This is a genomic window from Brevundimonas sp. GW460-12-10-14-LB2 (assembly GCF_001636925.1).
Lineage (GTDB): Bacteria > Pseudomonadota > Alphaproteobacteria > Caulobacterales > Caulobacteraceae > Brevundimonas > Brevundimonas vesicularis.
Genome location: NZ_CP015511.1, coordinates 1,878,199 through 1,901,521, shown reverse-complemented (window position 1 = coordinate 1,901,521; position 23,323 = coordinate 1,878,199). Strand labels below are relative to the sequence as shown.

Annotated in this window: 25 protein-coding genes and 1 pseudogene; 14 read left to right on the top strand and 12 right to left on the bottom strand. The window is 67.5% G+C overall.

Going from position 1 to position 23,323, the window contains the following annotated elements:
- Positions 1-68 precede the first annotated feature (68 nt).
- Entirely contained in the window at positions 69-1,106 is a 1,038-nt protein-coding gene (locus tag A4249_RS09520; protein WP_066552219.1) for a DNA adenine methylase, read from the top strand.
- Between the two features lie 62 nt (positions 1,107-1,168).
- Positions 1,169-1,447, top strand: coding sequence for a hypothetical protein (locus A4249_RS09515; protein ID WP_066552217.1), 279 nt, complete (start codon positions 1,169-1,171; stop codon positions 1,445-1,447).
- A 7-nt stretch (positions 1,448-1,454) separates the two neighbouring features.
- Here A4249_RS09515 and A4249_RS09510 read toward each other — a convergent pair whose 3' ends face one another.
- The 7 genes from A4249_RS09510 to A4249_RS09480 form a co-directional block, all read right to left on the bottom strand.
- Entirely contained in the window at positions 1,455-2,096 is a 642-nt protein-coding gene (locus tag A4249_RS09510; RefSeq protein ID WP_066552215.1) for a ribonuclease HII, read from the bottom strand.
- A complete protein-coding gene (locus tag A4249_RS09505; protein WP_066552213.1) occupies positions 2,089-2,697 on the bottom strand; it encodes a DNA-3-methyladenine glycosylase I in 609 nt (202 codons plus the stop codon). Before A4249_RS09505 ends, A4249_RS09510 begins: the two co-directional genes overlap by 8 nt.
- Before the next feature lie 424 nt (positions 2,698-3,121).
- Positions 3,122-3,880: a 3-oxoacyl-ACP reductase gene (locus A4249_RS09500; protein ID WP_066552211.1), complete on the bottom strand. Its 759-nt coding sequence runs from the start codon at positions 3,878-3,880 to the stop codon at positions 3,122-3,124.
- A gap of 8 nt (positions 3,881-3,888) precedes the next feature.
- Positions 3,889-4,692 carry a CAF17-like 4Fe-4S cluster assembly/insertion protein YgfZ gene (gene ygfZ, locus A4249_RS09495; protein ID WP_066552209.1) on the bottom strand — a complete coding sequence of 268 codons (804 nt, stop codon included), beginning with the start codon at positions 4,690-4,692 and terminating at the stop codon, positions 3,889-3,891.
- Positions 4,693-4,743: 51 nt separating this feature from the next.
- The gene (locus A4249_RS09490) at positions 4,744-6,132 is read right to left on the bottom strand and encodes a hybrid sensor histidine kinase/response regulator (protein ID WP_066552207.1); all 1,389 of its coding nucleotides are present in this window, start codon (positions 6,130-6,132) and stop codon (positions 4,744-4,746) included.
- A gap of 67 nt (positions 6,133-6,199) precedes the next feature.
- A complete protein-coding gene (locus tag A4249_RS09485) occupies positions 6,200-6,766 on the bottom strand; it encodes a hypothetical protein (RefSeq protein ID WP_066552206.1) in 567 nt (188 codons plus the stop codon).
- A complete protein-coding gene (locus A4249_RS09480) occupies positions 6,763-6,993 on the bottom strand; it encodes a hypothetical protein (protein WP_066552205.1) in 231 nt (76 codons plus the stop codon). Before A4249_RS09480 ends, A4249_RS09485 begins: the two co-directional genes overlap by 4 nt.
- Before the next feature lie 86 nt (positions 6,994-7,079).
- On the opposite strand from A4249_RS09480, the gene A4249_RS09475 reads away from it, so the two are divergent.
- From A4249_RS09475 to A4249_RS09465, 3 genes are all read left to right on the top strand, one after another.
- Entirely contained in the window at positions 7,080-8,045 is a 966-nt protein-coding gene (locus A4249_RS09475) for a glycosyltransferase family 9 protein (RefSeq protein WP_066552204.1), read from the top strand.
- A gap of 178 nt (positions 8,046-8,223) precedes the next feature.
- Complete coding sequence (locus A4249_RS09470) at positions 8,224-9,555, top strand: dihydroorotase (protein ID WP_066552203.1); 1,332 nt, start codon at positions 8,224-8,226, stop codon at positions 9,553-9,555.
- 14 nt (positions 9,556-9,569) lie between these two features.
- On the top strand, positions 9,570-10,280 hold the full coding sequence (locus A4249_RS09465) for a prephenate dehydrogenase/arogenate dehydrogenase family protein (protein WP_231868683.1): 711 nt from the start codon (positions 9,570-9,572) through the stop codon (positions 10,278-10,280).
- Positions 10,281-10,439: 159 nt separating this feature from the next.
- Here the strand turns inward: A4249_RS09465 and A4249_RS09460 are convergent, their stop codons facing one another.
- Entirely contained in the window at positions 10,440-10,901 is a 462-nt protein-coding gene (locus tag A4249_RS09460; protein ID WP_066552200.1) for a MarR family winged helix-turn-helix transcriptional regulator, read from the bottom strand.
- A 195-nt stretch (positions 10,902-11,096) separates the two neighbouring features.
- Here A4249_RS09460 and A4249_RS09455 point away from each other — a divergent pair, with 195 nt between their 5' ends.
- Positions 11,097-12,557 carry a methyl-accepting chemotaxis protein gene (locus tag A4249_RS09455; RefSeq protein WP_231868682.1) on the top strand — a complete coding sequence of 487 codons (1,461 nt, stop codon included), beginning with the start codon at positions 11,097-11,099 and terminating at the stop codon, positions 12,555-12,557.
- Between the two features lie 159 nt (positions 12,558-12,716).
- Here the strand turns inward: A4249_RS09455 and A4249_RS09450 are convergent, their stop codons facing one another.
- From A4249_RS09450 to A4249_RS09440, 3 genes are read right to left on the bottom strand one after another with little or no spacing between them, the layout of a single operon-like run.
- Entirely contained in the window at positions 12,717-13,658 is a 942-nt protein-coding gene (locus A4249_RS09450; protein WP_066552197.1) for an alpha/beta hydrolase, read from the bottom strand.
- 22 nt (positions 13,659-13,680) lie between these two features.
- A complete protein-coding gene (locus A4249_RS09445) occupies positions 13,681-14,361 on the bottom strand; it encodes an SdpI family protein (RefSeq protein ID WP_066552196.1) in 681 nt (226 codons plus the stop codon).
- Positions 14,358-14,663 (bottom strand): metalloregulator ArsR/SmtB family transcription factor, encoded by a 306-nt coding sequence (locus A4249_RS09440; RefSeq protein ID WP_066552195.1) that lies wholly within the window; start codon positions 14,661-14,663, stop codon positions 14,358-14,360. Before A4249_RS09440 ends, A4249_RS09445 begins: the two co-directional genes overlap by 4 nt.
- Before the next feature lie 169 nt (positions 14,664-14,832).
- Here A4249_RS09440 and A4249_RS09435 point away from each other — a divergent pair, with 169 nt between their 5' ends.
- The 3 genes and pseudogenes from A4249_RS09435 to A4249_RS09425 all read left to right on the top strand — a co-directional run bounded on the left by A4249_RS09435 (position 14,833) and on the right by A4249_RS09425 (position 18,252).
- A complete protein-coding gene (locus A4249_RS09435) occupies positions 14,833-16,956 on the top strand; it encodes a TonB-dependent receptor (protein WP_442854485.1) in 2,124 nt (707 codons plus the stop codon).
- Positions 16,866-18,058 (top strand): annotated as a pseudogene (locus tag A4249_RS09430) (PepSY-associated TM helix domain-containing protein). Before A4249_RS09435 ends, A4249_RS09430 begins: the two are co-directional and overlap by 91 nt.
- Positions 18,055-18,252: a hypothetical protein gene (locus A4249_RS09425; protein ID WP_039245449.1), complete on the top strand. Its 198-nt coding sequence runs from the start codon at positions 18,055-18,057 to the stop codon at positions 18,250-18,252. The pseudogene A4249_RS09430 and the gene A4249_RS09425 overlap by 4 nt, the downstream one beginning before the upstream one ends.
- Here the strand turns inward: A4249_RS09425 and erpA are convergent.
- The gene (erpA, locus tag A4249_RS09420; protein ID WP_066554994.1) at positions 18,236-18,553 is read right to left on the bottom strand and encodes an iron-sulfur cluster insertion protein ErpA; all 318 of its coding nucleotides are present in this window, start codon (positions 18,551-18,553) and stop codon (positions 18,236-18,238) included. The genes A4249_RS09425 and erpA overlap by 17 nt on opposite strands.
- A 141-nt stretch (positions 18,554-18,694) precedes the next feature.
- On the opposite strand from erpA, the gene A4249_RS09415 reads away from it, so the two are divergent.
- The 5 genes from A4249_RS09415 to scpB all read left to right on the top strand — a co-directional run bounded on the left by A4249_RS09415 (position 18,695) and on the right by scpB (position 23,286).
- Entirely contained in the window at positions 18,695-19,885 is a 1,191-nt protein-coding gene (locus A4249_RS09415; RefSeq protein ID WP_066552186.1) for a deoxyguanosinetriphosphate triphosphohydrolase, read from the top strand.
- A gap of 76 nt (positions 19,886-19,961) precedes the next feature.
- On the top strand, positions 19,962-20,738 hold the full coding sequence (locus A4249_RS09410) for an SPOR domain-containing protein (RefSeq protein ID WP_066552184.1): 777 nt from the start codon (positions 19,962-19,964) through the stop codon (positions 20,736-20,738).
- Positions 20,735-21,784: a beta-N-acetylhexosaminidase gene (gene nagZ, locus A4249_RS09405; RefSeq protein ID WP_066552183.1), complete on the top strand. Its 1,050-nt coding sequence runs from the start codon at positions 20,735-20,737 to the stop codon at positions 21,782-21,784. Before A4249_RS09410 ends, nagZ begins: the two co-directional genes overlap by 4 nt.
- Positions 21,785-21,790: 6 nt before the next feature.
- Positions 21,791-22,609 carry a segregation and condensation protein A gene (locus A4249_RS09400; protein ID WP_066552181.1) on the top strand — a complete coding sequence of 273 codons (819 nt, stop codon included), beginning with the start codon at positions 21,791-21,793 and terminating at the stop codon, positions 22,607-22,609.
- Positions 22,606-23,286 carry an SMC-Scp complex subunit ScpB gene (scpB, locus tag A4249_RS09395; protein WP_055804017.1) on the top strand — a complete coding sequence of 227 codons (681 nt, stop codon included), beginning with the start codon at positions 22,606-22,608 and terminating at the stop codon, positions 23,284-23,286. The genes A4249_RS09400 and scpB overlap by 4 nt, the downstream gene beginning before the upstream one ends.
- Positions 23,287-23,323: the final 37 nt, after the last annotated feature.

The window sequence follows — 23,323 nt, the reverse complement described above, 5'->3', positions numbered from 1 at the left end:
CAACGGTTTGGGCAACTTCGCGCGCCTTGCGACAACCGCTATGCTGCCGCGATGAGTCGGGCCGCGTCATGATCAAATATATCGGCTCCAAGCGCGCCTTGCTGGGGCATGTGACGGGTGCGGTGGCGGGGGTGCTGCCGCAGGGCGGGCGGGTGTGCGATCTGTTTTCGGGCACGGCGCGGGTCGGACACGCCCTGAAGAAGCAAGGGTTTCAGGTCTGGTCGAACGACCTGAACGCCTACGCCCATGCTCTGGCGACGACCTATGTTCAGGCGGATCGGGAGCGGTGGATCGATCGGGTCGAGACCGTGCTGGCCGAGCTGCGGACAGTCAAGCCCGAGGCGGGATGGTTCACCCGGGCGTTCTGTCAGGACGCGCGGTATTTCCACCCGGACAACGGCGCGCGCATCGACGCCATGCGCGACCGGATCGAGGCCATGGGACTGGAGCCGGAACTCAAGGCCATCGCCCTCGTCAGCCTGATGGAGGCGGCGGATCGGGTGGATTCCACCGCCGGGGTTCAGATGGCCTATATGAAGCAGTGGGCGCCCAGAGCGTTGAAGACGCTGGAGCTGCGCACACCGGATCTGGTTCCGGCCGTGGACGGGCCGTGCCGCGCGACGCAGGGCGATGCGGTCGAGATCGCCGAACAGGTCGAGGCGGATTTGGTTTATCTGGACCCGCCCTACAACCAGCATTCCTATCTGGGGAACTACCATTGCTGGGAGAGCCTGGTGCTGTGGGACCGGCCCGAGACCTATGGGGTGGCCAACAAGCGGGTGGACGTGAGGACGCGCAAGAGCGCCTTCAACAGCCGGCCCGGCATCGGCCCGGCGCTGCGGACCGTGATCGAGCGGGTCAAGGCGCCGAACCTGATCGTCAGCTTCAACGACGAGGGGTATCTGAGCCGCGCCGACCTGGTCGAGATGCTGTCGGCGCGGGGGCATGTGCAGGTGCTGGAGGTAGCGCATCCTCGCTATGTCGGCGCCCGGATCGGGATCCATAATCCCAAAGGCGAGAAGGTCGGGCAGGTGGGGCGGCTCAAGAATGTCGAGCACCTGTTCGTGGTGACCGAGCGCCCGGTCTCCCTGCCCGTTGCCGCATAGACACCAATGAAAACAACGGAGGGTAGGGCGGAACGCGAATCGCTGCGTGCCGTTGTGGGACTATGCAACCGCACCCGTACACCGCCCCCGAGACCGATCGCCCCGACGACTACCGTGCGCGTCCGGCAGCCGAGCCGCGCTCGTGGGCGCCGCGGACGGCGGATGCGACTTTCACCCACAACGCCGCGCGTTACACGCGGTCGGTCGAAGCTGCTCAACCCATCGAGCAGATCGATGTCGAGCCCGAGGTGGCGCCGCCGCCGCGCTGGATGATGGCGATCGCCGGGGCGGCTGTGGCGGCCCTGATGGGCGCGCTGCTGGGCGGTTTCCTGCACATCTGAGACGGCGTCAGGCCTCCTGCAACAGCGCCTTGATCGGCGACCAGCTGCGCCGATGAGCGGGGCAAGGGCCGAGGGTTTTCAAAGCGTTCTGATGGATCGGGGCGTTGTAGCCCTTATGACTGGCGAAGCCGTAGCCGGGGTATTGGGCATCCAAATCGATCATCAACCGGTCCCGCGCGGTCTTGGCCAGGATCGAGGCCGCCGCGATGGATAGCGACAGTCCATCGCCGCCGACGACCGTCTGGATTTCGCAGGGAAGCTTGAAGCGATAGTTGCCGTCGACCAGGGCGGCGACCGGCTGGACCTGCAAGGCCTCGATGGCGCGGCACATGGCCAGACCCGTGGCGTGCAGGATGTTCAGCTCCTCGATCTCCTCCACCGAGGCGAAGCCGACGCCCCAGGCGACGGCGCGGGCCTTGATCTCGGGCTCCAGGGCGGCGCGACGTTTTTCCGTCAGGGCCTTGGAATCGTCGACGCCGGGCGGCAGGTCGTAAGGGTTCAGTATCACGGCCGCCGCCGAAACCGGCCCGGCCCAGGGACCACGCCCGGCCTCATCCACGCCGCAGACGTGACCGTTGACGCGCTGCATCAGCACCGTTTCCAGCGCGAGGGTCGGGAAGGCTTTCGGATTTGCGGGGGCTTTAGCCATGGCTCGCCATCGCACGAACCTGGGCGTGACGGAAGCAGGTCGTCTGGTGATCGTTGACCATGCCGACGGCCTGCATGAAGGCGTAGACAATGACCGGGCCGCAGAAGTTGAAGCCGCGCTTCTTCAGCGCCTTGGCCATGGCGACCGACTGTTCGGTCTGGGTCGGGGCCTGGCGATAGTCGGCGTAGGGGGTCTGGATCGGCTCGCCGCCGACGAAGGACCAGAGCCAGGCGGAGAAGTCCTCGCCGTCATCGCGCATCTGAAGCCAGATCTGGGCGCCCCGGATGGCGGCGTTGATCTTGGCGCGCGAGCGGATGATGCGGGGATCGTTCAGCAGGCGCTCGATGTCGGCCTCGTCGTAGCGGGCGACGATCTCGGGATCGAAACCATCGAAGGCGTCGCGGATGCCCTCGCGTTTTCTGAGGATGGTGATCCAGGCAAGGCCAGCCTGGAAGCCGTCGAGCACCAGCTTTTCCCACAGGGCGCGGGGATCGCGCTCGGGCACGCCCCATTCGGTGTCGTGATAGGCGACATAGAGCGGGTCGGTCCCGCACCAGCCGCATCGGCCGCCGAGACCCTCTGAAGCGTGTGAGTCGGTCATAGGCTGAAGTTGCCAGTGTGTTCCGATTGAGGAAAGGGTGTTCGGCCTCGGGGCGACGGAGGAAAAACACCGTCTAAAGTGTCTAATTCGTCTAATCTCGGAGGCTGTGCTCGGGTCGATGCGATCAGGGTTTGCGGCCTCTGGCGTAAAGCCGCGTATTGTAGGGGCGTTGGCGGCGGGCGCTGGTTGATTGACGCTGTCGGAAAGCAAGTCGCGGAAATGTTGGTGGAAGTTTCGCGGCGATACGATGGGTAGCACCGTTTGTCCCTCTCCCATTGGGAGAGGGCTTGAGCGCACGGCGGCCATAGCCGTCGTTCTGGCGCGAAAGGGTGAGGGTCGGGTCCAAGCGAACTGGTCTACCGCCCGACCCTCATCCGGCCCTGCGAGCCACCTTCTCCCAACGGGAGAAGGAAGGTCGCGGGCTTCAGTCCCGGACCAATCCGCCGTCCACGACCAGGTTCTGGCCGGTTACCGCGCGGCTCCAGGGGGAGGCGAAGAAGAGGACCGCGTCGGCGAACTCTTGCGGGGTCGTGACGCTGCGCAGCGGCGTCATGCCGGCGATCAGGTCGAAGACGGCCTCGGGCGTGGCGGCGCTGGCGTCAGTGGTGCGCAGGAGACCGCCCGAGACCATGTTGACGGTGATGCCGTCAGGGCCGAGGTCGCCGGCGGCGGTGCGGGTCAGGCTGAGCAGGGCGGCCTTTGCGGCGGTGTAGTCGTGGTAGGGCACGACCGGATTCTGGAACAGATTGGTGCCGATGTTGACGATGCGGCCGAACCGGGCGGAGGCCATGCCGGGCGCGGTCGCCTGGACCAGGTTCAGGGCGCCGCGCACGACGGTCGAGAACTGGCGATCCATCTCGTCCCAGCCGATGGCGGTCATCTGGGAGCGGGCATCGCCGTTGAAGCTGTAGTCCAGGGCGTTGTTGACGACGGTGCTGACGGGCGCGCCGAACCGGCTTTGCGCGGCCGCGACCATGGCGTCCACCGCGGCGCGGTCGGTCACGTCGGCCTGGAGGGCGAGGGCGCGCTCGCCGATCTCGGCGGCTAAAGCGTTCGCGGCCCCGCCGCTGTTCCTCCAGTTGATGACGACGCGAGCGCCTTCATGGGCGAAGGCGCGGACGCAGGCGGCGCCGACGCCGCGCGCCCCGCCGGTGACGAGGACGATCTGATCGGCGATCTTCATGGGGGGACTCACGCGTTGGAGGAGGGAAGGACGTCCTCGCCCATCCAGGCGGGTTTGCGCAAGCGCACCGGGCGGCCGTCCACGGTCAGGTCGCCGTCGAGGCGGTCGATGCGCAGCAGGGCCATGACCGAACCGTCCTGCCCCGAGAGGACTTCGCCCGCGCGCAGGTCGCCCTTCAGCACCTCGGCGCCGAAGGCGGGGGGCGGGCCTTCGAAGTCCAGCGGCAGCATCCGGTTCTTGATCGTGCCCCGGCGCTTCATCCGCGAGGTCGTTTCCTGGCCGACGAAACAGCCCTTCTGGAAGTCGATGCCGTTCAGCAAGTCGAAGTCGGCCTCGATCGGATAGGTCTTGTCCTGAGGCGCGTCGGCGGTCGGATCGGGCAGGCCGACCGACAGGCGGTAGGCGTCGTAGTCGGCCTCGGAGGCATCCGCAGTCGCCTCGCCATAGAGACGGCCGCCCATCAGGGGCGTGCGGGGGTCGGGGATGAAGCCGGTCGGCGCATCCGGCCAGGCGGCGAAGACCGGGCGGTCGTCGGCGGCGACCTGAACCTTGGCGCGCAGCTTGTACATCGACAGGCGCTGGATCAGGGCGTCGCGACGTTCTGTCGCCACATCCAGCAGAACGCCGTCAGCCTGTCCCAGAAGAAACAGGTCGAACAGCAGCCGGCCGGGCGGCGACAACAGGGCGCCGAACCGCAGTTCCCCGTCGACCAGCGTCTCCACATCCTGGGTCAGCAGGTTGTGCAGAAAGGGTTTCGCATCCTCGCCCGTGACGGAGATCAGGGCGCGACTGTCGAGACGGGCTATTGGCATGGAGAGAAGATAAGGCCGACGGCGTGGCTTCAGAAGACGCCGCGCCGAATTTTAGGCGACAGCGGCCGCCGCGTCTTCGCAACGGGGATCGAAGGTCCGCCAGTCGCTGGCGCCCCAGGCGGTGACGCGCATGACCAGATCGACGATGTTCATCGGCTTGGCGATGCAGTCGTCCATGCCGGCCTGTTCGTACTGGGTCAGCTGTTCCGGCAGGGTGTTGGCGGTCAGGGCCACGATGGGGGTGCGGCCTGTCACGCCGGGCAGGGCGCGGATGGCGCGGGTCGCCTCGACGCCGTCCATTACGGGCATCTGGATATCCATCAGGATCACGTCCCAGTCGCCGGTGCGGGCGGCCTCGACGCCCTGTTCGCCGTCATTGGCGGTGGCGCAGGCGATGCCCTGGGCCGTCAACACCGCCATGACCAGGGCGCGGTTACTGTCGTGATCGTCGACATAGAGGACGCGCAGGGCAGGGACGTCCTCATTGGCCGGCGGGGCGGGCTCGGCCGGGGTGTCTGAAGGCTCCAGGGGAACAACGTTGTCGGCCGACAGGTCGATCATATCGTTGACGACGGACAACAGGCGCTGGCCCGCGCCGTTGATGCGGGCGGCCTGATCAGCCTGTTCGTCGGGCAGGCCGGCCTTGGACAACAGATCGGAGAAGCCGATGACCGCGTTCAGCGGCGTGCGCAGTTCGTGCGACATGTCCGTCAGGAACTTCTGCCGGGCCTCGGCCATCGATGTCTTCTGCTCGGCGGCGACGCGGGCCTGTTCGGCCTCGACGCGGTCGGTCACATCGATCTCGTTCAGCAAGACGCCGAGATGGCCCGTGACGGGGTCCGTCACGGGACGAACGTCCAGATGGTGCCAGCGCACGCCTTCTCGCGTGATGATCTCGCAGACGTCGGAAATCGCTGACCCCGATAGGGCGGTCGCCAGCATGGGCTGGGCGCGCTCGGGTTCGGCGAACCGGGCCTCGAAGGGGTGCGCCGTCGAGCCGTAGGCGGCGAAGGCCGACGGGTTGGAGAAGATCGGGCGGGCCTCGCTGTCGAACAGGGTGATCAGCGTCGAGGTGTGGCGCAACGCCTCCACCGCGCGACGCTCCTCGTTTTCGACCGCAATGGGCGCCGCCTCAAACAGCAGAACCGACGTGCCGTCCGTCAGGCGATAGGTCGAGATCACCGCCGACACCGTCAGCGGTCGCCCGTGCGGGTAGAAGGTCCAGTCTTCCGTCAGGGTCTCGCCATTGGCCGTCTCGCGCGCCAGGCGCTCGGTGCGGGCCAGGACGGCGGGGGAGACGTTGCTGAAATCGCGCGCCAGAAGGGCGTCGAGATTATCGGAGCCCCAGAGGTCGAGCGCGGCCGCATTAGCGTAGACGCCGCGCAAGGCGACCGGATCGAACATCCAGATCGGTCGTTTCAGCGCGTCCCAGGCCTGCATCGACGGCGTGCCCTTTCCAGCGACGGCGTTACGGATTTCACCGTAGGGCCAAGGGCTTAAGCTTCGGCTAAGCTTTCGGCCGATCCAGGGTTGTCACCGCATATCGCGCGACGACGCCGTCCGGCTGGAAGTCGTGCTCGGCCAGCCGGTCGAGGGACATCAGGACGCGCGCCGAGAAGGCCTCCGGGTCGCCGTCCTCGATGGCCGGTCGCAGCCAGTCGGTGACGACGGCGCGGGCGGGATAGGTCCCGACCGGGCCGGGAATGCTGAGCGCGACCTCGATCCCTTCCGCGACCCAGCCGGCGACGGTCACGAAGAAGTCGGGCGAGGCCAGGAAGTCGGAGCGGCGCAGAACATACAGGGTGATGATCCCGTCCTCGACGCCGTCGGGGCGGACGATTACGCCGCTGCGATCCGGTCGCCAGTCGTCCGACAGCTCGACCACGCGCCACAGGCAGAACCAGATACGGCAGGTGTTCGGCCGGATCGCGTGGACCGAGCAGCCGGCGCCGTCGACGCAATAGGCGCACAGTTCGCCCGTCGGCTTGGCCAGTTCCGGCAGGTTCAGCGGAATGACCCGGCAGCATTCGACGCAACCGCCGCAGGTCCGGTCGGGGAGGAGGGGCAGGCTCACCCGGCTGAACGCTCCAGTCGGGCGATGCGGCGGTCCATGTCGGCGACGACCGCTTCCAGGCGGGCCTTTTCGGAGGCCATGTCGATCGGCGTGCCGTCCTCGTAGGAAATCGTCGCACCCTTGGCGATCAGGTCCAGTCGGTAGATGGCCGTTACGCGCTGGGCCTTGAAGCGTTCAAGGGCGGCGGCGGCTTCTGAATCCGGGGCGGCGTCGGGCGTCTGGCTCATGCGCGTCGCTGTAGCGCATGGGGGCTTCCTGTGGAAACACGCGTTTGGCGCTGAACCGCAGATAGAATCCCTGTATCCGTCGACGGATGATCGGGCGGTTTCCCATCCTGTACATCGCCGAGGCGGACGCCGAGGACGCCGTGCTGTCCTCTGGCGTGCTGGCGCATCTGGTCGAGAGCCTGCCGCACGCGACCTTCACCATCGTCGGATCGGCCGCCAGCGCGCCGCTGTTCGCCGATACGCCGCGCCTGACGAAGTTGATCGTGCTGGAGCGCGAAGGCCATTTCGAATGGATCGCCCTGTGGAACCAGGTGCGGGCGACCAAATGGGGGCTGGTCGTGGACATGCGCGGCTCGGACCTGTCGGGCAAGCTGAGGCGGCACAAGCGCGCGGTGCGAGGCAAGGATCAGCCGGGCCTGCACGCGGTCGAAGCGGCGGCGGCGGTGCTGAAGCTTGAGCCGGACGAGATCCCCGCGCCGAAACTCTATGTCTCGGACGAGACGCAGGCCCAGGTCGAGGCGCTGATCCCGGCGACGGGCGGAGACGGGCCGATCCTGGCGGTCGGGCCAGGCGTGGAATGGATGGGCAAGCGCTGGCCCGCCGAACGCTACGCCAAGGTCGCGGCCAAACTGCTGGCCGACGACGGGCCGCTGGCGGGCGGGCGGCTGATGATCGTGGGCGAGGAGATCGACCGCGAGGCGGCGCACACGATCCGCTACGCCGTGCCGCGCGCGCGGGTGATCGAGCTTCAAGGCAAGCTGACGCGGCTGCAGACGGTGGCGGCCCTGTCGAGGTCGGTGCTGTACATCGGGGCGGACTCGATCTGGACCCAGCTGGCCGTGGCCTCAGGCGCGCCGGTGGTGGCGGTGTTTGGACCGTCGGACGAGACCGTGCGCGGACCCTGGAAAGGCGAGGCCGTGCGCGGGCCGCGCACCTATGAAGAGTTCAGGAAACTGGATCCGCGCCTGAACCAGGCGATCCAGCATATGATGGACCTTCCGTGGGAGCGGGTGCTGAAGGCGGCGCAGCGGATGTTGAAGGCGCGGACTTAGCATCCCTTGCATCCGCTCATCCCCGCGAAAGCGAGGATCCAGATGTTTCGCTCGCAGTATTGCCGCCATAAGCTTGCGGCCCATCGACAGCGCGCCCAAAGCGCTGGGTCCCCGCTTTCGCGGGGATGAGCGGAGATATAGTAAGAGCGCATCGCTCATCCCGCAGGACCGCCGCCCCATGACCCAGACCTATGACCTGATCGTCCGTGGCGGCGAGGTAGCGAACCATGCGGGGCGCGGCCCCGCCGACGTCGGGGTGATCGACGGCAAGATCGCCTTCATCGGCGACCTGAGCCAGGCCTCGGCGGGCGAGGTCTTAGACGCCACGGGCCTGACGGTACTGCCCGGCGTGATCGACACCCAGGTCCATTTCCGCGAGCCGGGGCTGGAGTGGAAGGAAGACCTGGAGACGGGCAGCCGAGCGGCGGCCCTGGGCGGCGTGGTCGCCGTGTTCGAGATGCCGAACACCAATCCCAACACCACCGATCCCGACACCATGGCCGACAAGCTGGCGCGGGCGAAGGACCGGATGTGGACCGACCACGCCTTCTATGTCGGCGGCACGCACGAGAATGCGGACTATCTGGGCGAGCTGGAGCGGCTGCCCGGCTGCTGCGGGGTCAAGGTCTTCATGGGCGCCTCCACCGGCGACCTGCTGATCGCCGACGACGAGGGCGTGCGTAAGGTCCTGTCCAATGTCCGCCGACGCGCCACCTTCCACTCCGAGGACGAATACCGACTGGTCGAGCGTCGCGGTCTGGCCCGCACCGGCGACTGGACCAGCCACCCCGAGGTGCGCGACGCCGAGAGCGCCATCCGCTCGACCCGGCGCCTGGTCGGCCTGGCCAAGGAGACGGGCGCGCGCATCCATGTGCTGCACGTCACGACACGGGACGAGATGGACTATCTGCGCTTCCACAAGGATGTCGCCACCGTCGAGATCACGCCCCAGCACCTGACCCTGGTCGGACCGGAAGCCTATGAGCGGCTGGGCAGCTATGCGCAGATGAACCCGCCGATCCGGTCGCAGGAGCATGTGGATGCGCTATGGCTGTGGGGGATGCAGCAGGGCGTGGCCGACGTGCTGGGCTCCGACCACGCGCCGCATACGAGGGAAGAAAAGGCCAAACCCTATCCGGCCTCGCCGTCTGGCATGCCGGGTGTGCAGACCTTGGTGCCGCTGATGCTGACCCATGTCGCCAATGGGCGGCTGTCGCTGGAGCGTTTCATCGACCTGACCTCGGCGGGGGCGCAGCGGGTGTTCGGCACGGCGAACAAGGGGCGGATGGCCGTCAGCTATGACGCCGACCTGACCATCGTCGATCTGAAGGCGAAGCGGACGATCACGCACGATCAGCAGGCGACGCGCTGCGGCTGGACCCCGTTCGACGGGATGGAGGCGACCGGCTGGCCGATGGCGACCATCGTGCGCGGTCGGGTGGTGATGCAGGACGGCGAACTGATCGGATCGGCGCACGGGCGGCCGGTGCGGTTCATGGAGACGCTGTGAGGGAGAGGCTCGGCTTGATCGGCTTCGGCGCCTTTGGGCGGCTGACGGCGCGGCATTTGTCGGCCGGGTTCGAAATCCTGGCGCATGATCCGGCGGCGAGCGATGGCGAAGGCCTCGCGACCCTGACCGATCTGGCGACCGCCGCCGCCTGTCCCACGGTGGTGCTGGCCGTGCCGGTCGAGGCGTTGGAGGCGACGCTGATCGCCATCGGCCCGCACCTTAATCCCGAGGCCCTGGTCATCGACGTGGGGTCGGTGAAGGTGAAGCCGGCGCAGGCGATGAACGCCCTGCTGCCGCCCGGCGTGCGGATCGTGGGCACCCATCCCCTGTTCGGGCCGCAGAGCGGCAAGGACGGCATCGCGGGCCTGCGGATCGCCGTGTGCGAGGTAAGGGGGGCGAAAGACGCCCGCCGCGTCGCCGCCTTCTGCCGCCGGGCGTTGCGCCTGAAGGTGTTTCAGGTCAGCCCCGAGGACCATGACCGCGAGGCTGCGACGGTGCAGGGCCTGACCCATCTGATCGCCCGCGTCCTGATGGCCATGGAGCCCCTGCCGACGCGCATGACCACCATCAGTTTCGATAGGCTGATGCAGGCCGTCGACATGGTCCGCCACGACAGCCCCGCCGTCTTCCGCGCCATTGAACGCGACAATCCGTTCGCGGCGGATGTTCGGGAACGGTTCTTCGCACTGGCGGATGAGGCGCGGGGGAAGGTGGGGGCGGGGTAGGCGAACGTCCGCTGGAGAAGCCTGAGTCGAGGACCGAATTCGACCCTAAGCAGACATATTCCGCCAGGGACCACGGCGGCGCAACCCAAGCGAAAGTCGCCAAGACACTATTCCACGATCCTGACGTCGGCTTCGAACCTCGGCGGGACAGTCGGGTGGTTACGACAGCGCTTCGTTCATGTCTTGCAGCAGCCGTGTGAGGGCTGCGATCTGGTCTGGTCTGATTGGAAGTTGCCGGACGACTTCGCGTCGTACCGAGAGTAGCTCCTGACGAAGTCCCCCCGCCTTTGTTGTCGCCTGGACCCACACCCGTCTCTCATCGCGATCGTCGCGTTTACGGGTGACAAGCTCTGCTTTCTCCATGCGTTTAATGAGGGGGGTCAAGGATCCCGTCTCCAACGAGATCCGATCTCCCAAGTCGCCCATGGTCGTCGGGCCGTCGAGTTCCCATAGCGCGATAAGGACCAGATACTGCGGGTGCGTGAGGCCAAGCGGAGCCAGGAGCTTTCGGTAAAGCCGCGTAATGAGACTGCTGCTCGTTTGGAGCGCCAGACAGAGCTGTTGATCGACATGGAGCTCCGACAGATCGTCGGGTTCCGCAGGCTGTCGCGTTGGGCTCATCGGACCTATCCAAAAAAGAAAGGGTCAACGCTAACACTGCAGCCCACAATTAAATCAAGTTTGATACAATCACTGTTAAGGTTCTTCGCGGAATATTGGATTGGCCTTCTTGAGGGTCGATGGGAGATGATGATGTTCGGCTTTGGATCTAAGACTCGCACTGCGCAGCAGGCTGTTGATGCAGAACTGCGCAGCATGGTGGACGCCTTGCATCGCTCACAGGCGGTGATCCAGTTCGATCTGGACGGCACGATCCGGGACGCGAACCAGAGCTTTCTGTCGGTCGTGGGCTATGCGCTCGGCGACATCGTCGGGCGCCATCACCGGATGTTCGTCGATCCAGCAGAGGCGCAGACGCCGGCTTATGCCGAGTTCTGGCGCCGATTGAACGCCGGCGAGTTCGTCGCCGACAAGTTCGTGCGCTACGGCAAGGGCGGCAAGCGTGTGGTGATCGAGGCCAGCTACAATCCCATCCTCGACAAGGACGGCCGCCCCTACAAGGTGGTCAAGTTCGCCATGGACGTGACCGCGGTCGAGGAAGAACGCGAACGACGCGCTGAGGCGGAGCGTCAGGCCGCTCAGGTTCAGGCCGCCGTCGTCGAAGGCACGGCCAAGGGCCTGTCGGCCATGGCGGCGGGCGACCTGTCCTATCGCATCCAGGATGAGTTCCCCGGCGATTACGCCGTCCTGCGCGACAACTTCAACCAGGCCATGGGCGCTCTGGACGAGGCTGTCGGCGTGATCGGCGTCAACGCCGGATCGATGCAGTCGGGCGCGCATGAGATCAGCAGCGCCGCCGAAGACCTGTCGCGCCGCACCGAACAACAGGCCGCCAGCCTGGAGGAAACAGCCGCCGCGCTGGATCAGATCACCGCCACGGTCCGCAAGACCGCCGAGAACGCCCAGGCAGCCGACGGCGTGGTCACCCAGGGGCGCAGCCAGGCCGAGACCGGCGGCGCGGTCGTCCAGAAGGCCGTCGCCGCCATGGGCGAGATCGAACGGTCCTCCAACGAGATCAGCCAGATCATCGGCGTGATCGACGAGATCGCCTTCCAGACCAACCTCCTGGCCCTGAACGCCGGGGTCGAGGCCGCCCGTGCGGGCGAGGCCGGTCGTGGCTTCGCCGTCGTCGCGTCCGAAGTGCGCGCCTTGGCCCAGCGTTCGGCGGAATCGGCCAAGGAGATCAAGACGCTGATCTCGGCCAGTTCCAGCCAGGTCAAGGACGGGGTGGTTCTGGTGCGTCAGTCGGGCGAGGCTCTGACCGGCATTGCGGGGCGGATCGAAGAGATCGCGACCCTGATGAGCGAAATCCGCGCGTCGACTCAGGAGCAGGCGGTGGGTCTGGCCGAGGTCAACACCGCCGTGAACCAGATGGATCAGGTCACTCAACAGAACGCGGCCATGGTCGAGCAGTCGACCGCCGCCAGCCTGAGCCTGAGCCGCGAGGCTGCCGAACTGGCCGAACTGGTCGGACGCTTCGAGACCAGCCAAGTCGCCGCGGCCCCGTCGCCGATCCACAAGGCTCCCATCCAGCAGATGAAAGCGCGGGTCGAAAGTTTCGCCCGCGCTCATACCGCCCCTTCGCGCGCCCGTATGGCGTCAGGGCGTAATGGCCCGGCGCTGGCGGTCGTGGCGTCGAGTTGGGAGGAGTTCTAAGAAAAAAGCCGCTTCCGGCCTAGATCGAGCCCTTACCTCCATAATGTGCCGCACATTGAATGAATGCCCTGGGTCAGCGGAGGACTGACCGCAAGCCATAGCCAATGGCCGCTTCCCACCCCTAGCTGACGTTCGGAATGTCGGTTTCTGAAGCCGAATTTAACGCTTCCCGTCCCTCACAATGAACGCCCCCACATCCTCCGCCACGCCCGGCGCGAGCGGCAGCGCCGGATCGGCGTAGGTGGCCAGATTGGCGGCGCGGTCGGCGGGGGCGGTCTTGAGGAGGTGGTTGACGCCGTCCCAGAGTTTCAGCGTCGCCTTGGGGTCGGCGGCGGCCAGGGCTTGGGCGTCCGTGACGGTGACCTGGAGGTCGGTGGTCCCCTGGCCGATGAAGACCGGGCCGTCGTAGGCGGCGAGCAGGGCGGCGGGGTCCAGCGGCAGCCACGAGATCAGATAGGGCTGGACCGACGGGCGGAACAGGGCCGCCAGCGCGGGCGGCGTGTCGGCGACGGTGTGGCCGGCTTCGAGCTCGGTCAGGACGGCGAAGGCCTGGGTCTTCAGGGGGTCGGGTAGGCCGGCTTGAAGCTGTTCGCGGATCACCACGCCGGCCGGGCGACCGGCGCCGGACAGCAGGATCAGGCCGCAAATCTTGTCGTCTCCGCCCTCCACCGCCTTCAGCGCGACCAAGGCGCCTTCGCTGTGGCCGATCAGCCAGGCGCAGGGCTGGCCCGTGCGCGCGGCGGCCTCGGTCGCCCAGGCGCGGGCGTCGGCGGCATAGGCGTCGAAGCGCAGATCGGCCTCGGCCGGTCCCGCCGCCGCGCTGGCCGCGATGCCGCGCTTGTCGATGCGCACGGTGGCGATGCCTTGCGCCGCCAGACCCTCGGCCAGCAGGCGATAGGTGGAGGCGGCGACGCCCAGCGGGCTGTTGCCATCCCGATCCGTCGGGCCGGAGCCGGGCAGGATGACGGCGACGGCCGTGGGGGCGTCGGGCGTCAGCAGGGTTCCGTGCAGGGGTGCGGGCTCGGCATGCAGGGCGATCTCGGTCGAGACCGGGCCGGCGAGCAGGCTGGCAACGAGAAGCACGGGGGTCAGCATCGGCATGGCGGTCTCCTTGGCGGCGAGATCAGAAGGGTTGGCGGTCGGGATCGGCGCGCCACACGCGCCAGCTTTCGAAGATCGAAAGACCTGCGACGACGATGACGGCGGCGGTCAGGCCCGTGACGCCGTAGGGCGGGGGCGCAATCGGCGCAGCGATCAGGCCGGCCAGACCGACCAGGCAGAACAGGCGGCCGGCCAGACGGTTCGAGCGGTCCCAGGCCAGGCGGCTCTTGTAGCTCCAGGGCGTGCGCACGCCGATCAGGGGATTGGGCGCGACACGGCCGAGGAAGGTGCCGACGACCAGCAGGATCAGCGACAGTGCGCCGGTCATCACGGCGGGGCCGCTGTCCACGCTGGCGTGTCCCAGGCTGGCCCAGGCGATCATCAGTCCGATGGCTGCGAAGATGAAGACGGTTAGCCCTTGGCCGATCCGCATCGAGCGACGACGCGAGGCGTCGCCTTGATCCTCGGCGCGCAGAGCGGCCAGACCCAGGCCAGCGGCGGCGATGAAGCCGATCACCGCCATGCCGCCCGCGAAGGTCGCGAACTCCACCCGGTCGCCCCAGCGATCGACCTGCCAGTCCGCATTCCAGTGCATCGGCATGGGCGTCGTCGGGCCGTTGACGCCGATGTCGAGGGCGAACGCCGCCTGCACGCCGAAGACGACGAGGGTCAGATAGTCCAGCAGGGACAGGCGATCCTTCATCGGTGTGGTTCCTTTGAGGGCTGGGGCAGGGGTTCGGTCGCTTCGCCGGTCCCGACGATGTCCATCAGAAAGGCCATGGCCTCCTCGACCGCCGAGATTTCCAACCGATAGCGGATGGTCTGGCCCTCGCGCTCCGGGCTGACCAGGCCGGCCTCCTTCAGGGCGTTGAGGTGGCCGGTGATGGTGGGCCAGCTCATGTCAAAGGCGGCGGCGATATCGCCGGAGGCCAGCGGACCGCCGCGCAGCATGGCGATGATGCGACGACGCACCGGATGCGACAGAGCCTTGAACAGGGTGTTCATAGCGACGTTCCTAATTAGGAAAACGGCTAAATGCAATATGTCGCGGGTGCGGCGGATTGCATTGCACCGAGCGATCGGGCTAGGGACGCGCGACTTGATTTTGAGAATGCGTATCAAAATGCCCTGCCTTCGCCGTGCCTCCATTCTTTTGACTGCCAGCGCCCTTGCAATGACGCTCGCCTCGCCGGCCCTGGCGCAGCAGGCGATGGCCCCGGCGGAGCTGGGCGAGATCGTGGTGACGGGATCGCAGGTGCGGCTGACGGCGCCGGCGGCGGGCGGTCAGGTGGCGCGCGGGGGACGCATCGGTCTGCTGGGCAATCTGGGCGTGATGGACACGCCGTTCTCGACCGCCAACTACACCGAAAAGCTGGTGCGTGATCAGCAGGCGCGCGGCATCGGCGACGTGCTGCAGAACGATCCGACGGTGCGGGTGTCCAAGGGGTTCGGCAACTTCCAGGAGCTGTATGTCGTTCGCGGTTTCCCGGTCTATTCGGACGACATGAGCTACAACGGCCTCTATGGCGTGTTGCCGCGCCAGTTCGTGGCGGCCGAGCTGGTCGAGCGGGTCGAGGTGTTTCGCGGGGCCAGCACTTTCCTGAACGGCGCTGCGCCGGGCGGAACGGGGGTCGGCGGCGCTTTCAACCTGACGCCGAAGCGGGCGGGCGACGCCCCCCTGACGCGCCTGACCGGAGGCGTATCGGGCCGTGACGAGATCTATGCCGCCGCCGACCTGGCTCGCCGTTTCGGCGACGAAGGCGAATGGGGCGCGCGCCTGAACATCGCCAGCCGTGCGGGCGAAAGCGCCGTCGAGGACGAGACCGGCCAACTGCGGGTCGTCGGCCTTGGACTGGACCGGCGAGGCGATCGCGCCCGGTTTTCGGCCGATCTGGGCTGGCAGGATCACCGGATCGATGCGCCCCGCCCCAGCGTGACGCCGGGAACCGCCATCCCTGAGGCGCCCTCGGCCGAAAAGAACTTCGCCCAGCGCTGGACCTACACCGACGAGGAGCAGGTGTTCGGCGCCGTGCGCGGCGAGCTCGACCTGACCGACAGCATCAGCGCCTGGGCCGCTTTCGGCGGGCGTCAGGGCGAGGAAGACAACAGCCTGGCCAATCCGCGCGCCGATGCGGCGGGCGCGATCCGCGGCTATCGCTTCGACAATATACGCGAGGACACGGTGTGGTCGGGCGACATCGGCGTGCGCGCCGACCTGACGACCGGCCCGATCAACCATCGTCTGGTCGCCTCGGCCTCGCAGATCCAGTCCAAGTCCAAGAACGCCTGGGCGGCGTCGAGCTTCGCCGGCTATGCGATGGGGACGCTGACCAATCCGCTGTTGTCGCCGGCGCCGGCCATCGGCAGCGTCTCGGGCGATCTGGATGATCCCAACGTCACCGAGCGGGTCAAGAACACCAGTTTCGCCGTCGCCGATGTGCTGTCCTTCCTGGATGGACGGCTGCTGGCGACCGTCGGCGTCCGCTATCAGGAGATCGAGACCCGATCCTATGCCTATGCCGACGGCGCATTCACGTCGGGCTATTCCAGCGACGCGACGACGCCGGCCTTCGCCGTGGTCTACAAGCCCAGCGACACGATCTCGCTGTACGCCAACTATGCCGAAGCCCTGGTTCCGGGCACGACCGCGCCGACAGTGGTCAATGGCGTGACGGTGGCGAACGGCGGCGAAGTGCTGTCGCCGTTCCGCGCCGAGCAGGCCGAGATCGGCGCCAAGTACGACGCCGGTTCATATGGCGGCACGCTGAGCGTCTTCCGCACGACCCTGCCCAGCGCCTTTTTCGATCCGAATACCGCCGTCTATTCGGACGGCGGCGAGCAGAAGAACAAGGGCGTCGAGCTGACGGTTTATGGCGAACCGGTCGCAGGCTTGCGTCTGATCGGCGGCGCGACATGGCTGGACGCCGAGATCAATCGGTCGCTGACCGCCGCCAATGCGGGCAAGTCCGCCATCGGCGTGCCGGACTTTCAGGCCAATCTGAACGTCGAATGGGACGTGCCGATGGTCAGCGGCCTGACGGTCGAAGGCCGGGCGATCCATACCGGCGCCCAGCCGGCCAATGCGACGAATACGCTGGAGCTGGAAAGCTGGACCCGGTTCGACGCCGGGGTGCGCTACGCCTTCGTGGCGGGCGACAAGCCGGTGACGCTGCGGGCGCGGGTCGAGAATGTCGCGGACGAGGATCAGTGGGTCGCGGTCGGCGGCTATCCGGGATCGAATTATCTGACGCTGGGCGCGCCGCGGACCTTGCGTCTGTCGGTCTCCACCGAGTTCTGATCCGCGTCGGCCGATGCACGCCCGGACGATCCGCGCCTGGACCTGGACGCACAAGTGGTCGAGCCTGATCTCGACCCTGTTCCTGCTGATGCTGTGCGTCACGGGGCTGCCGCTGGTGTTCAGCCACGAGCTGAACGAGGCGCTGCTGCATGAGCCGTGGGCGCCGAAGAACCCGGGCGGCCGACTGCTGACGCTGGACGAGGTGCTGGCCGCGGGTCTGGCCAAACATCCGGGCGAGGTTCCGGCCTTCATGAGCTTCGACGAAGACCGGCCGGTGGTGAACGTCACCAGCCGCGCGCCCGACGCCCCGGCCGGCAAATACAGCTTCGAGCCCATCGACCAGACCAGCGGCGAGGGCGCGCCGCTGGTCGCCGGTCATCCGGTGATGGAGTTCCTGCTTCAGCTGCACACCGACATGTTCCTGGGTCTGCCGGGAATGCTGTTCCTGGGCGCGATGGGGCTGATGCTGGTCGTGGCCGTGGTGTCAGGCGTGGTGCTGTATGCGCCCTTCATGCGTCGGCTGCCGTTCGGGACGGTGCGGGTCAAGAAGGCGGCGCGGACGCGGTGGCTGGACTATCACAATCTGCTGGGCGTGGTGACGGCGGCCTGGGTGCTGGTGGTGGGGCTGACGGGGGTGGTCAACACCCTGGCCACGCCCATCCTGGCCTATTGGAAAGAGACGGCGCTGAAGGAACTGACGGTCGCCTACGATGCGCCGGCGCCCGCTCAGGGGCGGGCCTCGCTGGATGCGGCGGTGGAGCGGGCCAAGGCGGCGCTGCCGGGCATGAAGCTGCAGTTCGTGGCGTTTCCGGGGACCGACTATTCGACCGACCACCACTATGCCGTCTTCTTCCACGGCGACACGCCGCTGACGACGCATATGACGACGCCGGCCCTGATCGACGCGCGGACGGGCGAACTGGCGGCGGTGGCGCCGATGCCCTGGTATGTGAAGACCCTGTCGCTGTCGCAGCCGCTGCATTTCGGAGACTACGGCGGGCTGGCGCTGAAGATCCTGTGGGCGCTCTTGGACATCGCCACCATCGTGATCCTGGGGTCCGGTCTTTATCTGTGGCTGGGCAAGGGGAGGCGGAAGGCGTGAGCCGTCGCCGTCATAACCCGAGGGATCTGACCCTGTGGGCCATCTTCCGCGCGCCCATCGTCCTGTTTGCGCTCAGCCTGATCGGGCTGGTGGGCGCGCTGTTGCAGGATGGGGTGTGGGACTGGGCCTTTGCGGCCTTGCTGGCCTCGCCCATCCTGGCGACCGGCTGGGCCGTCGTCAGATCGAGAAGCTGACGCCGCAGCCGCAGCTGGAGGCCGCGTTTGGGTTTCTGACCACGAACTGGGCGCCGGCCAGTTCATCGACGTAGGCGATCTCGGAATTCTTAAGGAAGGGAACCGAGACGGGGTCGATCAAGGCGGTCTGGCCGTCGGCATGGATGCGCAGATCGTCGTCCTCGGCCGTCTCGACCAGCTCGAACCGATACTGGAAGCCCGAACAGCCGCCGCCGTCCACCGCGACGCGCAGCATCAGGGTTTTGCCCTCGGCCGCCCCCAGCTTGGCCAAGCGCTTGGCGGCGCTGGCGGCCAGGACGATGCCTTCCGGCGCGCGCGTGGCGACGGCGAAGGCGGGTGTGGATGGTTCTGTGGATTGGACGGTGCTCACGGCTGTCTATATGAGGCGGGCACGGCCGTTCGCAAAGGCCCCCCGCATCAAAGCAGCCTCAAAGTTGATGACTTGAGCCACACAGACCTCGCTTCCTACGCCGAACGCGCCGACCTGACGCAGGGCCGCCGCGTTTTCGAGCCTTCCAGCCGCACGCGCACCGCCTTTGCGCGAGACCGTGACCGCATCATCCATGCGACGGCGTTCCGGCGGCTGAAGGAGAAGACCCAGGTCTTCGTGGCGCACGAAGGCGATCACTACCGCACCCGCCTGACCCATTCGCTGGAGGTGGCGCAGATCGCGCGGTCGCTGGCCCATGCGCTGAGGCTGGACGACGACCTGGCCGAAACCATCGCCCTGGCCCACGATCTGGGTCATCCGCCCTTCGCCCATGCCGGCGAGGACGAGCTGGTGGTGCAGATGCGCGATCATGGCGGGTTCGACCACAACGTCCAGAGCTTCCGCGTCGTGACCGAGCTGGAGAACCGCTATCCGCAGTTCGACGGGCTGAACCTGAGCTGGGAGACCGTCGAGGGCGTCATCAAGCACAACGGCCCGGTGTCGCACCGGCTGGACGAGCCGGCCTGGTCGGTCGTGCGCCCCTATGCGTCAGGCGGCGAGGCGGGGTGGGACCTGCGGCTGGGGACGTTCGCCTCGCTGGAGGCCCAGTGCGCGGCCATCGCCGACGACATCGCTTACAACAACCACGACGTGGATGACGGGGTGCAGGCGGGTCTGATCACCCTGCGCGATCTGGATCAGGTGCCGCTGATCGGCCCCATGTTGGCCGAGGTGCGCCGCGACTGGCCCACGATCGACGACCGGATGCTGCGGATCGAGGCGGTGCGGCGGATGATCGGCGTCATGGTCGAGGACGTGCTGGCCGAGACGGCGCGGCGGCTGGAGGAAGACCGGATCGTCACGACCGAGGACGTGCGGATGGCCAGGCGCACGATGGTGGATTTCTCGCACACCATGCACGTCGATCTGGCGGTGCTGAGGAAGTTCCTGTTCGAGCGGATGTATCGCCACTACCGGGTCAACCGCACGCGCAGCCAGGCGCGGCGCGTGCTGTCGCAGCTGTTCGAACTGTTCATGGCCGAGCCCGAGGTGATGCCGCCGGAATGGGGAGAGCCGGCGATGACCCCGGACAAGACGCAGCGGGCGCGCGCCGTGTGCGACTACATCGCCGGCATGACCGACCGTTACGCCATAGAAGTGCACCAGAAGCTGTTCAGCCTCGACCTCGCCCTCGATCTGTGATTCGAAAGATGCACGCGGGGGCGTAGAGTGATCGTTCGGCGCGCCGATTCGCGCCGACAGACGGCGGAGCGCGACCATGTCCTTTGACGACGACAACAAACCCGGCCGGGGCGCCTATACGCCGCCGACCGACGACGACCTGCCGTTCCGCCGCAACAGCTACGATCCGCGCAGCGGCCGCAATGTCGGCTCGGGCGGGGGCAAGGCGCCGCCAGTGACGCTGATCATCAGCGCGGTGGTCCTGCTGCTGCTGATCGTGGCGGTGATCTTCTTCTATCGCTCGGGCATGCGCGCCTCGACCGACGCGCCGCCGGCCGTGGGTCAGCCCGTCGGCGAGATGAAGACCGCCGCGCCCATCGACGCCCAGCCGATTGATCCGGCCGAGGGCGTGCGCGTCTATCGCGACGAGACCGAGACGACCGATGCGCCCGTGACCTTCACCCCGCCGCCCGAGGCGCCCCAGCCGCGTCCGGCCGCGCCCCCGACCGCCGCACCGACCGGACAGGGTCTGCCGCCCGCCAATACGGCCACGCCGGCCGCGCCTGCGCCGCGTCCGACGACTCCGACTGCGCCCGTCGCTGCGCCGACGACCAAGGCTCCGGCCGCGACCGGCGGATCGGCCTCGGTCCAAATCGGCGCCTTCTCCTCGACCGAGATCGCGGACCGTGAGTACGCCGCCGTCGCCGGCCGTTTCGGCTCGTTCGCCTCGGGCGCTGAAAAGCGGGTGACCGAAGTGACCTCGTCCAGCGGATCGACCCTGTACCGCACGGCCTTCTCGGGCCTGTCGCGCGAACGGGCGGTGGCCTTCTGCAATGCGCTGAAGGCGGCGGGCCGGGACTGCATCGTCCGGTGACGTCCGCCGCCATCTATGGCTGCCTGGGACATCGGCTGACGGAGGCCGAAAAGGCCTTCTTCGCCGAGGTCCGACCCTGGGGCTTCATCCTGTTCCGGCGCAATATCGACACGCCGGAACAGGTGCGGGCCCTGACGGACGAACTGCGGGCGTCCATCGGCGATCCCGACGCGCCGGTCTTGATCGACCAGGAAGGCGGTCGGGTCCAGCGGATGGGGCCGCCCCACTGGCCCAAATATCCGCCAGGTAACGCTTATCTGAAGGCGACGAACGAGCTGGCTCAGGCGCGTGAGCTGACGCGCCTGGGCGCACGTCTGATGGCGCACGATCTGCGCGAGGTCGGGGTGACCGTTGATCTGCTGCCGGTGCTGGACGTACCGGTCCCCGGCGCCCACGACATCATCGGCGACCGGGCCTATGGCGTCGATCCCGAGACGGTCGCCGTGTTGGGCCGGGCGGCGGCGGAGGGACTGCTGGCGGGCGGGGTTCTGCCCTGCATCAAACATATGCCGGGCCATGGCCGCGCCTTTGCAGACACGCATAAGGATCTGCCGACGGTTCACGCCGATCTGGACACGCTGGACGCCTGGGACTTTGCGCCATTCAAGGCCCTGTCGGACATGCCGATCGGCATGACGGCGCACATCGTCTTCACCGCGATCGATCGTAAACATCCCGCGACGCAGTCCAAGAAGGCCATCCGCCTGATCCGCGAGCGGTTGGGATTCGGCGGCCTGCTGCTGTCCGACGATCTGGTGATGAACGCCCTTTCGGGCTCGCTGACCCAGCGGGCGCACAAGGCCCTGAAGGCGGGGTGCGATCTCGTCGTCCACTGGAACGGCGACATGGACGAAATGCGCCAGGTCGCCGAGGGCGTCGGACCGCTGAAGGGCGGGGCGCGCCGACGTGCGGACGCCGCGTTGGCCCGGATCGTGCGCACGCCCGAACCGCTGGATCCCGTCGCCGGGCACGACCGCTTCTTCAAGGCCATGGGCGGTCGGATGGACGCCGCCAAGGGGCCGGATGTGGGTGAGGCGCAGGCCTAAAGACCTATGACGGAGTCGTTCCAGCCCAATCTGGATTTCAACGCCGAGGAGGTCGAGGAGCGCGAGGCCTTCGTCGTCGATCTGGAAGGCTATGAGGGACCGCTGCACGTCCTGCTGGCCCTGGCGCGAAACCAGAAGGTCGATCTGCTGAAGCTGTCGATCACCCAGCTGGCGGAACAGTATCTGGCCTTCGTGCATGAGGCGCGGCGGCGCAACTTCGCCCTGGCGGCGGACTATCTGGTGATGGCGTCGTGGCTGGCTTATCTGAAATCGCGCCTGCTGCTGCCGCGCACCGCCAAGGGCAAGGCGGAGGAGCCGCCGGCTGAGGAAATGGCCGCCGCGCTGGCGTTCCGGCTACAGAAGCTGGAGGCGATGCGAAAGGCCGTCGAACAGCTGATGGCCCGGCCCCAGCTGAAGCGCGACGTCTTCACGCGCGGCGATCCCGAAGCGACGGTGATCGTGCCTTCGGATCGGATCGACGCCAGCCTGTACGAACTGATGAGCGCCTATGTGGTGCAGCGCCGACGCGAGGAGGCTCGGCGCTACGCCCCCGGTCAGCGGGTCGAGGCCTTTGCATTGGAAGCCGCCCGCGACTGGCTGCGCGAGATCATGCCGAAGCTGGCGGACTGGACGCCGCTGAAACAGGTGGCGCCCCATCGTCAGGACGAGGAGGGGCCCAGCCAGGCCAGCTTTACGGCCTCGACCCTGTCGGCCAGTCTGGAGCTGGTGAAGGAGGGGGCGATGGACATCCGGCAAAGCGAGGCGTTCGCGGACCTGTATCTGAAACGGCGCGGACCGGGCCAGCCGCTGGAGCTGACGCCGTGAGCGACCTGTCGTTCCAGCCCGACGAGGCGGAGATCGAACGGCGGGTCGAGGCTCTTCTGTTCGCCGCCGCCGGGCCGTTGACGGCGGCCGAGATCGCCGCGCGCCTGCCCGAGAACTGCAATGTCGCCCGCGCCATATCGGGTCTGCGCGCCCGCTATGAGGGACGGGGGGTCGAGCTGGAGTGCGTCGCCGACCGCTGGCGGTTCCGCACCGCGCCGGATCTGGCCTTCATGATGACGCAGGAGCGCGAGGAGCCGCGCCGTCTGTCCAAGGCCGCGCTGGAGACCCTGGCCATCATCGCCTATCACCAGCCCGTCACCCGCGCCGAGATCGAGAGCGTGCGCGGCGTCAGCATCTCCAAGGGCACCCTGGACCTGCTGCTGGAGATGGGGTTCGTGCGGTTGCGCGGACGCAGGCGCACGCCGGGACGGCCCGTCACCTATGCGACCACCGACCGCTTCCTGGAGCATTTCGGCCTGGCGACCCTGTACGATCTGCCGGGCGTGCAGGAGATGAAGGCGGCGGGCCTGCTGGACCTGTCGCTGCCGGTCGGATTCGAGGTGCCGGATCCCAGCCGCGCCTCCGAGGCGGACGACGAGGACGGCACTCTGCCGTTGGACGACGAGGCGCCCGAGTTCGCCCAGGATTTCGTCGGCGAACGCGGCGGACCTGGATGATGTTCACGACGTCTTAGTCTGCGCACCTTAAGCCAGA

What these genes read in the sequence shown, in the direction of transcription:
- A4249_RS09520 (WP_066552219.1), top strand. Translation starts at nt 69, where the DNA reads ATGATCAAATATATCGGCTCCAAGCGCGCCTTGCTGGGGCATGTGACG.
- A4249_RS09515 (WP_066552217.1), top strand. Translation starts at nt 1,169, where the DNA reads ATGCAACCGCACCCGTACACCGCCCCCGAGACCGATCGCCCCGACGAC.
- A4249_RS09510 (WP_066552215.1), bottom strand. Translation starts at nt 2,096, where the DNA reads ATGGCTAAAGCCCCCGCAAATCCGAAAGCCTTCCCGACCCTCGCGCTG.
- A4249_RS09505 (WP_066552213.1), bottom strand. Translation starts at nt 2,697, where the DNA reads ATGACCGACTCACACGCTTCAGAGGGTCTCGGCGGCCGATGCGGCTGG.
- A4249_RS09500 (WP_066552211.1), bottom strand. Translation starts at nt 3,880, where the DNA reads ATGAAGATCGCCGATCAGATCGTCCTCGTCACCGGCGGGGCGCGCGGC.
- ygfZ (WP_066552209.1), bottom strand. Translation starts at nt 4,692, where the DNA reads ATGCCAATAGCCCGTCTCGACAGTCGCGCCCTGATCTCCGTCACGGGC.
- A4249_RS09490 (WP_066552207.1), bottom strand. Translation starts at nt 6,132, where the DNA reads ATGCAGGCCTGGGACGCGCTGAAACGACCGATCTGGATGTTCGATCCG.
- A4249_RS09480 (WP_066552205.1), bottom strand. Translation starts at nt 6,993, where the DNA reads ATGAGCCAGACGCCCGACGCCGCCCCGGATTCAGAAGCCGCCGCCGCC.
- A4249_RS09475 (WP_066552204.1), top strand. Translation starts at nt 7,080, where the DNA reads ATGATCGGGCGGTTTCCCATCCTGTACATCGCCGAGGCGGACGCCGAG.
- A4249_RS09470 (WP_066552203.1), top strand. Translation starts at nt 8,224, where the DNA reads ATGACCCAGACCTATGACCTGATCGTCCGTGGCGGCGAGGTAGCGAAC.
- A4249_RS09460 (WP_066552200.1), bottom strand. Translation starts at nt 10,901, where the DNA reads ATGAGCCCAACGCGACAGCCTGCGGAACCCGACGATCTGTCGGAGCTC.
- A4249_RS09455 (WP_231868682.1), top strand. Translation starts at nt 11,097, where the DNA reads ATGGTGGACGCCTTGCATCGCTCACAGGCGGTGATCCAGTTCGATCTG.
- A4249_RS09450 (WP_066552197.1), bottom strand. Translation starts at nt 13,658, where the DNA reads ATGCCGATGCTGACCCCCGTGCTTCTCGTTGCCAGCCTGCTCGCCGGC.
- A4249_RS09445 (WP_066552196.1), bottom strand. Translation starts at nt 14,361, where the DNA reads ATGAAGGATCGCCTGTCCCTGCTGGACTATCTGACCCTCGTCGTCTTC.
- A4249_RS09440 (WP_066552195.1), bottom strand. Translation starts at nt 14,663, where the DNA reads ATGAACACCCTGTTCAAGGCTCTGTCGCATCCGGTGCGTCGTCGCATC.
- A4249_RS09435 (WP_442854485.1), top strand. Translation starts at nt 14,833, where the DNA reads ATGACGCTCGCCTCGCCGGCCCTGGCGCAGCAGGCGATGGCCCCGGCG.
- A4249_RS09410 (WP_066552184.1), top strand. Translation starts at nt 19,962, where the DNA reads ATGTCCTTTGACGACGACAACAAACCCGGCCGGGGCGCCTATACGCCG.
- A4249_RS09400 (WP_066552181.1), top strand. Translation starts at nt 21,791, where the DNA reads ATGACGGAGTCGTTCCAGCCCAATCTGGATTTCAACGCCGAGGAGGTC.